This is a genomic window from Bacillus sp. K7 (assembly GCF_053903245.1).
The window spans coordinates 3,382,786-3,395,422 of record NZ_CP096406.1; the positions used below are offsets into that span (position 1 = coordinate 3,382,786).

A 12,637-nucleotide genomic window follows, 5' to 3' on the forward strand; every position below is an offset into this window, starting at 1 on the left:
CACCCTTTTTTATGTTTGGGCCGTCTGCTGTTTTCCAGACGAACCTCCCTGTCCGTTTTTGTCCCGTAGATCCTGCTCAATTTCTTCAAGGCTTTTTCCCTTCGTCTCTGTCACTTTAAACCGGACAAACAAGAACGCCATGATACCAATCGCGGCATAAATCAGGAATAAATAACTGATGCCGATTGCCTCCATTAAGATTGGATAGGTTAGTGAAACAATCAATGTCCCAAAGTGAAGCACCAAGGTTGATACACCGGTTCCGATTCCTCTGACATGGAGCGGGAACAATTCAGGAAGCATCACCCAGACAACCGGCCCCCAGCTTACCGCAAAGACTACGATAAACACACCTAAGCAAATGACTGTCGTCCATGAAGCAGCCGCAGTGTTATTGAAAAAGAGATTCACCAGGGCGAGAACGATCAAGCTGATCACCATGCCGGCATTCCCAAATAACAATAGGGGCTTTCTTCCGATCTTGTCGATGATTTTAATCGCTACTAATGTCATGAGAACATTAACTGTGCCGATTCCGACCGTTCCTAAAATCGAAGCGGAGTCTCCGAATCCGACGTTTGTAAAGGTCTTTGGCGCATAATAGATGATCGTGTTCGTTCCGATAAACTGCTGCAAAAACGCCAGTCCCAAGCCGGCAATCAGCGCGGGACGCACCCATGGATCGAACAGTTCCTTCAGGCCGCCTTCATCCTGTTTTTCGGCCTCTTGAATATCATGTATCTCCTCGTCAATATCGTTTGTGCCACGCAATTTTTCAAGAACCTTTTTCGCTTTGCCTTCTTCGCCATTCGTGAACAGCCAGCGCGGGCTCTCCGGCATGAACAAAATGCCAATGAGAAGCAGCAGCGACGGCACAACAGCCAATCCAAGCATCCAGCGCCACGCTTCGGCGTCGGCAAATATGTAATTGACAATGTAGGAAAGAAGGATACCGACCGTGATCATCAGCTGATTCAGCGATGACAGCGCCCCGCGCTTATGCTTCGGCGCCAGTTCAGATAAATAGAGCGGCACGATCGTCGTCGAAGTTCCGACTGCAAGTCCTAATATCATGCGAAACAGCACCATAACTCCCGTATTCGGGGCGAGTGCCACACCCAGACCGCCTATACAAAACAGCAGCGCGGCCGCCATAATTGCTTTTTTTCTCCCGAAACGGTCAGTCAGCTTGCCTGCCGTGCCTGAACCTAATATGGCCCCTACCAATAAAGAGCTGACAACAAGCCCTTCTGTAAACGCATTTAATCCTAAATCCTTTTTCATAAATAAAATAGCGCCGGAAATGACTCCGGTATCATACCCGTATAACGCGCCTCCAAGAGCGCCGAAAAAATAAAGCCATATATTCGACTGTTTTTTCATAACAATGACTCCCTTTCTCCATCAGCTTAATGACATCGTTGCGAAGTTTATTAGAAATCTTTTAGCCTCTTTTTCTGGCCATTAAACCTTTTCGCTCTCGCAGACTACAACATTTCCAATCATTCTCTCACATTTTTTTCTTCGTCATCGAAACATTTTATTTGCTACAGCGTCCAATATAAGGTGATTCAGTGCATTAAAAATATTTATTCTCAAGAATAGGATCATATAAATATAGGAATATTTATCGAAAAATGTCTTTCAAGGAGTTGCCCCATGGCAAAATAAATGGTACTCTTCAAATATTAAAGAAACGAGAGGTTATTGATATGGAAGAACGAACACACCGCAGAAAGAAAAAGAGAAGACTTAGAAAATGGGTGAAAATCGTTGCCGGTTTGATGGCTTTTCTAGTCATTGCGGCAGGATCTGTCGGCGCCTATGCTTATGTCAAGCTGAGCAATGCGTCTAAAGAAGCCCATGTCAGCCTTGCACGCGGAGAACAATCAGTAAAACGGATTAAAGAATTTGATCCCGGAAAAGATTCTTTCTCTGTATTGCTCTTAGGAATTGACGCCAGAGAAGAAAACGGCGAGACTGTCGATCAGGCAAGAAGTGACGCGAATGTTCTGGTTACATTTAACCGGAAAGAAAAAACAGCTAAAATGCTTAGCATTCCGCGTGACGCCTATGTAAATATCCCAGGCCATGGCTATGATAAGTTTACACATGCTCATGCCTATGGCGGCGTTGACCTCACTGTGAAAACAGTTGAGGAGATGCTGGATATTCCCGTCGATTATGTCGTCGAAAGCAATTTTACAGCTTTTGAGGACGTCGTGAACCAGCTGAATGGCGTCAAAGTAACAGTAAAAAGCGATAAAGTCATTCAGCAAATCAAAAAAGATACAAAGGGAAAAGTCGTTCTTCAAGAGGGAACCCATACGCTTGATGGAGAAGAAGCACTCGCTTACGTAAGAACACGTAAAGCGGACAGTGACCTTTTGCGGGGACAAAGACAAATGGAAGTGTTGAGCGCCATTTTGGAGAAGTCAAAATCACTGAGCTCAATCCCGGCTTATGATGACATTGTGGATACGATGGGGAAAAATCTGAAAATGAACTTATCACTTAAAGATGCCATCGGCTTGTTCCCGTTCCTCACTTCATTGAAATCGGTTGATTCTATTCAGCTGACGGGTTATGATTATGAACCTGCTGGAGTGTATTATTTAAAATTGAATCAGCAAAAACTGCAGGAAGTCAAAGAAGAGCTGCAAAACGATTTAGGTGTATAATGAACGGGATGGCGTAATTGCCATCCTGTTTTTACATATTTCCTTGTTGAAAATTTTCAAAGTAACGTTTAGCCTGATATATATGGTAAATGTTTCGCAGGAAAGCTGAACATACTACACGAAGCAGCTTCATTTTTAAGGAGGTTCCCCTACATATGAAATGTATTGCGATTGATTTAGACGGAACATTACTGAATAAGGAAAGCGTCATTTCTGCTGAAAACAGAGCGGCGATCAAGCGGGCCATTGATGCCGGCATCCTCGTCACCATTTGCACGGGAAGAGCTACGTTTGATGTAAAAGCGCTGCTGGACGACCTTGACATCCCTATCATTGCGGCAAATGGCGGAACGGTTCACGACAAAGGCTACCGCCTGATCAGCCGGACGTTAATGGATCAGGAGGCCGGTAAGGCGATCGCTGATTACTTACTGTCAAAAAACATTTACTTTGAGGTCTATACAGATGATCATCTGCTTTCTCCTTTTGACGGCGAGGATAAGCTGCATGCGGAGCTTGATATTTTAAAGAGCGCTAATCCAAACGAAAAGACGGATGAATTATGGCAAGGGGCCATGACTCAGTTCAAGCAGTTTGGCATTAAACCGATCCCTCAAATTGAATCGGTTTTTGACGGCAGCGAAAACATTTATAAGCTTCTATGCTTCTCCTTTGATATGGACAAGCTGAAACAAGCGAAAGAAGAGCTAAAGCATCATAAAAAACTGGCGCAAACTTCTTCCGGAAAGCATATTATCGAAATCCTGCCGGCCTCTTCGGGAAAAGGACGCGCGCTGACAGAGCTGGCTGACATATACGGGATTGACACAAAGGATATCTATGCGATCGGCGATAGTCCGAACGATTTGTCGATGTTCGAGATCGCCGGACACCGTATCGCCATGGAAAATGCGATCGATGAATTAAAAGAAAAAAGCACCTTTGTCACAAAAAGCAATGATGAAAATGGTGTGGCTTACTTTATTGACCAGCTTCTTTCCGGGCAATATGCATAAACAAAAAGACTCCAGAGATTCTGGAGTCTTTTTATTATTGCAACCGTATGCTGCCAGCGTATTTATCTTTCCAATACGTGCTCGTGTTCATATTGGTAATGGTCACACCATTTGATAATGTGACATGAACAACTTGTCCGTTTCCGATATAGATCGCGGGATTTAAGCTTGTTGATTGGAAGAACACAATGTCTCCCGGTTTCAGATCCGCCTTCTGAACCTTAGTTCCGGCTTTGTATTGGCTTGTTGCGTATCGAGGCAGAGAAATACCGGCTGCTTTCTGATATACATACTGGACAAAACCAGCTGTATCGAACCCAGTCTCTGGCGAAACCCCGCCTTTTTTGTAAGGAACCTCTCCGACATAAAGCGTTGCTTCAGACACGATTGGATTTTCTTTCGGAATGGCCAGGTTGTTAAATCGGCGAATGCCTGTCATCTTTGACTTCCAGTAATCCTCAGACAAGTAGGAAATGGTTACTTTTTCTGACCGGCTTGCCTGAATAAATCTTCCTCCGCCTGCATAAATGCCCGCATGTGAAATGCCGGTTTTGTACGTATTGCTGAAATACACGACATCACCTGGCTTGATGTTCTGTGGCGCTACCTTCTCTCCGACTGTCCACTGCTGTTCGGCTGATCGCGGCAGATAAATGCCGAGTGCCTTTTGAAACACATATTGCACAAGCCCTGAGCAATCAAAGCCCTCTGACGGTGTGCTTCCGCCAAACACATATGGAATGCCGATATATTTTTCGGCCTCCTGAACGACTGGAACATTAGCAGTTGCCGGATCGGCTAAGATGCGTCTCGCGCCGATATAAGAGCCGCTCCAATAGCTGCTTTTTGTGTAATTGGTGATGATAACCCCTTTTGACTGTGTGCTGTGGATCATTTGGCCGTCTCCGATGTAAAAAGCGACATGTGTCGGAGAAGTCCCGCTGCTTCCCTTTTTCTTAAAAAACAAAATGTCTCCCGGCTTCAGGTCTACCGGCTTTACGGCCGTTCCGACTTTGTACTGATCTTTCACAGATCTCGGCAGATGAATCTCAGCTCTGCTTAACACGTATTGAATCAATCCCGACGGATCGAATCCCTCTTTCGGCGTTTCGCCGCCGTATTTATACTGATACCCAAGCAGTTTTTTCGCTTGGCTGATCATCAGTTCAGATGACGTATCAGCCTCCGCAATTTCCGCTTTTGTGATAATTGAACCCATAAAAACAATGATAACCGCCACAAGCAAAAACCTCTTCCAGTTTGCCAGTGTGTTCACTTTTATTATCTCCTCCTCTTTTTGCAGTTTTATCATCGGTAATTTTTTCAATATGTTAAGGGACTTTTTGATATTTTTACAAACTGAGTATGCTGGGCAAATAAAAAGAGAATGCCTCCACAGGCACTCTCTTTTTTGAATTATTTATTGATACTTGCCGTTTCTTCCTGCTGCTGGATTTTGTGCATTTCCGTATCAATTTTCTGCTTTTCCTGATCTGTCAGATGATCATTGAATTTAAAAGCTGACATAAACATGAATACGATCGCTACTGCAACAAACGGCCAGATCGCTTTAACAAATTTCATCTTTATCACTCCGATTATTTAGATTTTAGTTTGTCGCTATGATCAACTTCAAACGTCAATTTTCCGTCTTCGGCTTTCCATTCGAAATTAGAACCTTTCGTGAGTTCGCGAATAATCGTTTTTTGTTTAAGGCTTCCTTTTTTCACCGGCGCAGGCGTCGCTTCATGGATATCAATCGGTGTCACTTCAAAGCGGCCTGTTCCGTTTTTCTTCAGGTGATACTGAACCAGTGCGCTGTCTCTCGTTCTCGTCCAGCCCTGATCAAAGACAAAGTTGCCGAGGCTGTAGAAAATCACGGTTCCGTTATACACTTCAATCGGTTCTAAAACATGCGGGTGATGGCCAACAATAATATCAGCTCCCGCATCAGACATGGCTCTTGCAAGCTGGCGCTGGCGGTCGTTTGGATCATTGTCATACTCTTGTCCCCAGTGTGACTGCACAACGACAATGTCTGCATGTTGTTTCGCTTCTGAAATCATCGGAATAAAGATTTCAGGATCTGCGGGCAGCACGCCCGGTGTTTTCTTTTTAGCTGCGAAGCCTTTTCCGGACACATCCGTAAAGCCAAGTGTCGCAATCGTTACCCCATTGACTTTCTGGTACGAGATATTCTTTTTCGCATCGCTTAAGCTGTATCCCGCTCCAACGATATCAAGGTTTTGCTTCGCGAATTCTTCTAATGTATCCCTCATGCCCTGAGCGCCGTAATCCATTGCGTGGTTGTTTGCGCTGTTGAGAACCGTGAAGTTCATATCCTTCAAGACTTTCACTGATTCCTTATTCGTCTGGAGATGAATTTCTTTTTCTGCTTGTTTATAATTCTTTTTATAGGTCACCGGGTTTTCAAAGTTTCCGGCTACATAATCAGAGGCTTTAAAGATCGGTTCAACATACTGAAAAATACTGTCTGCCCCTTTTTGCTTCGTTACTTTTTCAACATAGCGGCCCATCATAATATCGCCGACAAATGAGGCGGAGAGAACGTCGTCAGCATACGTTTTGACCTTCGGCGTTTCTGCTTTTCCCGCCCACATAAAAGCGAACATGAGGACAAAAACGATTGGAATGGCAATAAATACGTGCTTATTGGTTTTCTTTTTTTGCTGTTTTGTCAGCTTTAGCAGCTTTTCATGAAAGCTCAGTTCTTTTTTCATCGTTTGACACACCTTACATTAAATTAAGTAGTAAACAAACATGATAGCAAAGGTCGCTCCGCTCAATAACAGCGTGCTTCCGAACGTAATGGTTAAACCTTGTTTCTGAATGGTATTGGCAATTAAACCTGGCACGATGATGCCGATTCCTCGAAATTCTGCGATTTCAAATGGTACAATTGGGTATAGAAAATCAAACGCGATTTTCAGGACAATCCCTGTGATCAGCATGGCAGCGAATTTTCTGCGTCCGTACAAAATCATAAATTTCGATAAACCGTATTTCACAATCACATAAGTGAGCAGGCTCACTAGCAAAACAAGTAAAATAAAGACCGGCTGATTAAACACAAGTCCTAAATATCCCGGTACAACAAGCCCTGCCGGCACGATTCCTGTTTTTTCTGCAAAAATCAAACTGAGTAGTACACCTAAAATAAGTGCGATGTATAAATCTGATCCGAACATGTCTGCATTTCCTCCTAGCTTACGAGCTGCTTAACCTTGTATTCGTGGATTTTTTCAATTAAAGGCTCTGCGGCGCCATGAATATTGCCGACGCCATATATGACACGGTTGTGCATTCTTTTCTTTAACAATTCCATAATTTCTTCTGTTGACTTGTACTCTAGATCATGCAGTTTGTCTGCAGGAATTTTGCCTTCTTCATAGGCTTTTACGATCGGCTCAGTTGTTTCGCCGATTAAGATCAGTTCACTTGCTTCAATATAAGGCAATACGTCATTTGCGAATTGCTGTGTCCGATCTACACGGTCTGCGCGGCAGTTCATAATGATGATCGGATCATCGGTCGGATAACCGATTTCTTTTACACGTTTCCATATATTCAAAGTAGAAGAAGCGTCGTTTGCGGCAAACCCATTTACAAAATGCCCAGGCTCGCTCGGACTGATCAGCGGAAGTATTCTCATGGCTCCCGGATCTGGCGGCGCATTCAGCATTCCTTTAAACGCTGTTTCCTCGTCAATGCCGAGTGCTTGAGCCACACCCAGTGCCAGGGAAGCGTTATCAGGGAATACCATGTATTCAAATTTACGCAAATATTCATCTGTAATTTTTGAGTTATCAGCAATGATGACTTTTGTGTTTCGTTCTTTTGCTTTTTGTTTAAAGAACTCGGTATATTCACTATCTGTAATGACAAGATGGCCATTATAAGGAATAGTAGCCGTAAACGCTTCCGCAATTTCATCGAGCGTCGGCCCCATGACATCCATATGATCTTCTAAAACGTTGACAATCACGCCGATATTGGCTTGCAGAAGTTCATCCTGAAAGATAATTTGATAATCCGGATTAACAGCCATACATTCACTGACAATAGCGTTAGCCCCTCTTTCTACTGTTTCTTTCATGACTTCTTTTTGTTCGCCGATATTCGGCCCCTGAGGTTTCCGTTTGATCGGCTTTTCCTCCGGAGTATCCCAATAAATCATTCTTGCGTCCGTTCCTGTCGTTTTCCCGACAGTTTTGTAACCGGCTTCCATTAATATTCCGGTTGTCAGCCTTGTCACAGTGGACTTTCCTCTGATGCCGTTAATATTCACGCGAACAGGGAGGGCATCAATGTTTTTCTGATGTCGTCGTTTTTCTAATATTCCGATGACCAGTATGACAGCACAGGCTATAATGAGTAACCACATTGCTTTTCGACATCTCCTTCTATATTGTTGTAAATTCATTCATCAGTATATAGAATCACTATGAATTCTCAATCGGCATTATGTAACATAATCTTCCCTCATCCACTAAGCCAAACTTCTCTTTTGAAAGAGATTTTGTACCTACAAACTGTTTTCTAATTTTGGAAAACAGCAGGACTCACACCTTATCTCTTTTTTTAAAAAGCAAAAGGAATGCGCTTTCATTTATTCCGTGTTAGTCTTCTGGACGTATAGTCACCCATTGGTGTGTGCATATAATATGTATTTCAAATCAATCTTTTTTTCAACCCGTGATCTCAACTTTTTCCCGCTACCATGCGTGTTTTCGGTTCTTATGAACACAAAATCGTTTATCCTGTTTCTTAAGGGTAAGGTCATCATGTCATCCTTTCAGCATGGAAAAGGCAATCTGGGGCCTATTCCAAAAAGACTAATGGGCTCATATAAGAAAACGCCAATCATACCGGTCCGAATTCTCTAACATAATTAAACATTTTGTGGGCGTATAGTCTTTTCTATTTCTACACATTTACAGGTCTAAATGCATGACTTTGAAACAATTTTAATAAAACTTAATATTCGTTCAAGAAATCTTCATCCAGAATTGTGAAGTCATTGTCAAAAAAAGAGTGAAAACCTTACATTTCACAAATATATCTATCATTTACAATAGAGGTCTTTCGATATTTTGATTGCCAACTTCGGATTACTCATGATAATCTATCTATGTAAACGGTTACATAAATAAGGAGGAGCTGTTTTGGCTACTATTAAAGATGTCGCCGGAGCGGCGGGCGTTTCTGTTGCGACGGTTTCCCGCGTCCTGAATGACAACGGCTATGTCCACGAAGAAACGAGAACGCGTGTCATAGCGGCAATGGAGAGGCTGAACTATTTTCCGAACGAAGTCGCCCGCTCTCTTTACAAAAGAGAATCCCGGCTGATAGGGCTTTTGCTCCCGGATATCACAAACCCTTTCTTCCCCCAGCTTGCCCGCGGTGCTGAGGATGAATTGAACCGGGAAGGCTATCGCCTTATTTTCGGAAACAGTGACGAGGAATTGAAAAAAGAACTTGAGTACCTTCAAACCTTTAAGCAAAATCATGTCGCGGGCATTATTGCCGCAACGAATTATCCGGACCTTGAGGAATACAGCGGCATGAATCACCCAGTCGTTTTTCTGGATCGAACACCTGAAGGCGCTCCATCTGTATCCAGTGACGGCCGTACCGGAGGAAAATTAGCGGCCGAAGCCATCATTCACGGAAAAAGCCAGCGCATTACACTCTTGAGGGGCCCCGCACACCTGCCAACCGCTCAAGACCGCTTTCACGGCGCTTTGGAAGCCTTACAGCAGGCTGACATTGATTTTCAGATCATCGAGACGCCTTCATTTTCTTTCAAGGATGCGCAATCGATGGCGAAGGAGCTGTTTGCCGCTTATCCTGAGACAGACGGTGTGATTGCGAGTAATGATATTCAAGCCGCTGCGGTTTTACATGAAGCTTTGCGCCGCGGAAAAAACGTGCCAGAGGATATTCAACTGATCGGCTATGATGACATACCGCAAAGCGAGCTGCTGTTCCCTCCCCTATCTACAATTAAACAGCCCGCATATGATATGGGAAAAGAAGCCGCCAAACTGCTTGTGCGTATCATCAAAAAACAGCCGCTGTCAGAAACGGCCATTCAAATGCCCGTCACCTATATAAGAAGAAAGACGACAAGAAAGGAAGATCATGATGCGTAATATTTGTGTAATTGGAAGCTGTTCAATGGATTTAGTGGTTACCTCGGACATACGGCCCAAAGCCGGTGAAACAGTACTTGGCACGTCTTTTCAGACTGTTCCTGGCGGCAAAGGAGCAAATCAGGCCGTTGCTGCTGCCAGACTTGGCGCACACGTGTTTATGGTCGGCAAGGTTGGAGACGATCATTATGGAACAGCCATTTTGGATAATTTAAAAGCAAACGGTGTTCGCACTGACTATATGGAACCGGTTACATATAAAGAAAGCGGAACAGCCCATATCGTGCTTGCCGAGGGTGATAACAGCATTGTTGTCGTCAAAGGTGCGAACGATGATATCACTCCATCCTATGCGATAGACGCGCTTAACCAGATCGAAAAGGTCGATATGGTCCTGATCCAGCAGGAAATACCGGCTGAAACGGTTGATGAGGTGTGCAGGTACTGCTATTCTCGCGATATTCCGATCATGCTCAACCCGGCACCGGCCCGGCCGCTGAAACAGGAAACAATTGATCACGCCACCTATCTCACGCCGAATGAACACGAGGCGTCAATCTTATTCCCAGGGCTTACCGTTTCTGAAGCCTTGGCGCTTTACCCGGCGAAGCTCTTTATTACCGAAGGGAAACAAGGCGTCCGCTATTCAGCCGGAAGCAATGAGCGGCTTATCCCCTCCTTCCCTGTTGAGCCTGTTGATACAACAGGAGCCGGTGATACGTTCAACGCAGCTTTCGCCGTGGCTCTGGCAGAGGGAAAAGACATTGAAGCCGCATTGCGGTTTGCCAATCGTGCCGCATCCCTTTCCGTCTGTTCCTTCGGCGCTCAAGGCGGAATGCCGACAAGAAAAGAAGTAGAGGAGCTGTTGTCATGAAAAAACACGGTATACTGAACAGCCATCTTGCCAAGCTATTGGCCGACCTTGGCCACACGGACCAAATTGTTATCGCAGACGCGGGGCTGCCTGTTCCTGACGGCGTTTTGAAAATTGATCTCTCACTAAAGCCGGGTCTTCCGGCTTTCCAGGATACCGCGGCAGTGCTAGCGGACGAAATGGCTGTCGAGAAAGTCATTGCGGCGTCTGAAATGAAAACGGCTAATCAGGAGAATGCGAGATTTCTAGAGACCCTTTTTTCTGAACAGGAGATTGAATACCTTTCTCACGAGAAGTTTAAGCTGCTGACAAAAGAAGCAAAAGCCATCATACGAACAGGTGAATTTACACCATATGCCAACTGCATCCTGCAGGCGGGTGTGCTTTTCTAGAAAGGAGGATGGAACATGCAGATTGAAATGAAAGACATTCATAAAGCATTCGGAAAAAACCAAGTGCTGTCAGGTGTTTCCTTTCAGCTCGCGCCTGGTGAGGTTCACGCATTAATGGGAGAAAACGGCGCCGGCAAGTCCACGCTTATGAATATACTAACAGGCCTGCATAAATCGGATAAAGGGCAAATCCGTATAAACGGGAACGAAACGTACTTTTCCAATCCGAAAGAAGCGGAACAGCATGGAATCGCCTTTATCCATCAGGAATTGAATATCTGGCCGGAAATGACCGTTCTTGAGAATCTATTTATCGGGAAAGAGATATCCTCTAAGCTAGGCGTTTTACAAACAAGAAAAATGAAAGCGCTAGCAAAAGAGCAATTTGATAAATTGTCCGTCTCTCTTTCTCTTGATCAGGAAGCGGGCGATTGTTCCGTCGGACAGCAGCAAATGATCGAAATCGCAAAAGCGCTTATGACAAATGCCGAGGTCATCATTATGGATGAACCGACAGCAGCGTTGACGGAACGGGAAATCAGCACACTCTTTGAGGTCATTACAGCGTTAAAAAAGAACGGTGTATCCATCGTATATATTTCGCATCGCATGGAAGAAATTTTTGCGATTTGCGACAGAATCACTATCATGCGAGACGGAAAAACGGTAGATACAACAAACATCTCGGAAACCGATTTTGATGAAGTCGTCAAAAAAATGGTCGGACGCGAGCTGACTGAACGATATCCGAACCGGACTCCCTCTCTCGGCGACAACATATTCGAGGTAAAAAACGCCTCCGTCAAAGGACGTTTTGAAGATGTCAGCTTTTCTGTTCGTTCCGGTGAGATCGTCGGTATTTCCGGATTGATGGGAGCCGGCCGGACAGAAATCATGAGAGCGCTGTTCGGTGTTGACAGGCTGGACTCGGGTGAGATATGGATCGCAGGAAAAAAGACGGTCATTAAGAACCCGCAGGATGCGGTGAAAAAAGGGCTCGGCTTTATTACAGAGAACCGCAAAGATGAAGGGCTGCTGCTCGACACTTCGATTCGCGAGAATATTGCGCTGCCCAATCTAGCCAGTTTTTCTCCAAAAGGTCTCATTGATCACAAGCGGGAAACTGAATTTGTCGATCTTTTAATCAAACGCCTGACTATCAAAACAGCATCACCGGAAACACACGCACGCCATCTATCAGGAGGCAACCAGCAAAAAGTGGTGATTGCCAAATGGATTGGCATCGGCCCGAAAGTGCTCATCTTGGATGAACCGACCAGAGGTGTGGATGTTGGCGCAAAACGGGAGATTTATTCGCTGATGAATGAGCTGACTGAGCGCGGGGTCGCCATCATTATGGTGTCATCAGAGCTGCCGGAAATTCTCGGAATGAGCGATCGCATTATCGTTGTCCATGAAGGCAGAATCAGCGGAGAAATCAATGCGCAGGAAGCAACTCAAGAACGAATTATGACACTTGCCACAGGAGGGCGGTAGT

Annotated in this window: 12 protein-coding genes; 6 read left to right on the forward strand and 6 right to left on the reverse strand. The window is 44.7% G+C overall.

Going from position 1 to position 12,637, the window contains the following annotated elements; translation table 11 throughout:
- Nucleotides 1-9: 9 nt before the first annotated feature.
- Nucleotides 10-1,383 (reverse strand): sugar porter family MFS transporter, encoded by a 1,374-nt coding sequence (locus tag M1D98_RS17260; protein ID WP_010328819.1) that lies wholly within the window; start codon nucleotides 1,381-1,383, stop codon nucleotides 10-12.
- Between the two features lie 329 nt (nucleotides 1,384-1,712).
- Between M1D98_RS17260 and tagT the strand changes: the two genes are divergently transcribed.
- Nucleotides 1,713-2,681 carry a polyisoprenyl-teichoic acid--peptidoglycan teichoic acid transferase TagT gene (gene tagT / locus M1D98_RS17265; protein WP_268538442.1) on the forward strand — a complete coding sequence of 323 codons (969 nt, stop codon included), beginning with the start codon at nucleotides 1,713-1,715 and terminating at the stop codon, nucleotides 2,679-2,681.
- A 155-nt stretch (nucleotides 2,682-2,836) separates the two neighbouring features.
- A complete protein-coding gene (gene ywtE, locus M1D98_RS17270) occupies nucleotides 2,837-3,697 on the forward strand; it encodes a 5-amino-6-(5-phospho-D-ribitylamino)uracil phosphatase YwtE (protein ID WP_268559142.1) in 861 nt (286 codons plus the stop codon).
- Between the two features lie 34 nt (nucleotides 3,698-3,731).
- On the opposite strand, the gene M1D98_RS17275 is transcribed toward ywtE, so the two are convergent.
- The 5 genes from M1D98_RS17275 to pgsB all read right to left on the reverse strand — a co-directional run bounded on the left by M1D98_RS17275 (nucleotide 3,732) and on the right by pgsB (nucleotide 8,102).
- The gene (locus M1D98_RS17275) at nucleotides 3,732-4,973 is read right to left on the reverse strand and encodes a C40 family peptidase (RefSeq protein WP_456279782.1); all 1,242 of its coding nucleotides are present in this window, start codon (nucleotides 4,971-4,973) and stop codon (nucleotides 3,732-3,734) included.
- A 140-nt stretch (nucleotides 4,974-5,113) separates the two neighbouring features.
- Entirely contained in the window at nucleotides 5,114-5,281 is a 168-nt protein-coding gene (edmS, locus tag M1D98_RS17280; protein WP_268559143.1) for an extrachromosomal elements maintenance protein EdmS, read from the reverse strand.
- A gap of 14 nt (nucleotides 5,282-5,295) precedes the next feature.
- Nucleotides 5,296-6,438, reverse strand: a complete 1,143-nt coding sequence (gene pgsA, locus M1D98_RS17285; RefSeq protein ID WP_121643419.1) for a capsular polyglutamate synthetase PgsA — start codon at nucleotides 6,436-6,438, stop codon at nucleotides 5,296-5,298.
- A gap of 18 nt (nucleotides 6,439-6,456) precedes the next feature.
- Nucleotides 6,457-6,906 (reverse strand): poly-gamma-glutamate biosynthesis protein PgsC, encoded by a 450-nt coding sequence (gene pgsC / locus M1D98_RS17290; RefSeq protein WP_003227889.1) that lies wholly within the window; start codon nucleotides 6,904-6,906, stop codon nucleotides 6,457-6,459.
- Between the two features lie 14 nt (nucleotides 6,907-6,920).
- Nucleotides 6,921-8,102 carry a poly-gamma-glutamate synthase PgsB gene (gene pgsB, locus M1D98_RS17295; RefSeq protein ID WP_121643420.1) on the reverse strand — a complete coding sequence of 394 codons (1,182 nt, stop codon included), beginning with the start codon at nucleotides 8,100-8,102 and terminating at the stop codon, nucleotides 6,921-6,923.
- 781 nt (nucleotides 8,103-8,883) lie between these two features.
- Here pgsB and M1D98_RS17300 point away from each other — a divergent pair.
- From M1D98_RS17300 to rbsA, 4 genes are read left to right on the forward strand one after another with little or no spacing between them, the layout of a single operon-like run.
- Nucleotides 8,884-9,873 carry a LacI family DNA-binding transcriptional regulator gene (locus tag M1D98_RS17300; protein ID WP_268522408.1) on the forward strand — a complete coding sequence of 330 codons (990 nt, stop codon included), beginning with the start codon at nucleotides 8,884-8,886 and terminating at the stop codon, nucleotides 9,871-9,873.
- Nucleotides 9,866-10,747: a ribokinase gene (rbsK, locus tag M1D98_RS17305; RefSeq protein ID WP_456279783.1), complete on the forward strand. Its 882-nt coding sequence runs from the start codon at nucleotides 9,866-9,868 to the stop codon at nucleotides 10,745-10,747. The genes M1D98_RS17300 and rbsK overlap by 8 nt, the downstream gene beginning before the upstream one ends.
- Nucleotides 10,744-11,139, forward strand: a complete 396-nt coding sequence (gene rbsD / locus M1D98_RS17310) for a D-ribose pyranase (protein ID WP_121643423.1) — start codon at nucleotides 10,744-10,746, stop codon at nucleotides 11,137-11,139. Before rbsK ends, rbsD begins: the two co-directional genes overlap by 4 nt.
- A gap of 15 nt (nucleotides 11,140-11,154) precedes the next feature.
- A complete protein-coding gene (gene rbsA, locus M1D98_RS17315) occupies nucleotides 11,155-12,636 on the forward strand; it encodes a ribose ABC transporter ATP-binding protein RbsA (RefSeq protein ID WP_268559147.1) in 1,482 nt (493 codons plus the stop codon).
- The last annotated feature ends 1 nt before the right edge of the window (nucleotide 12,637 follow it).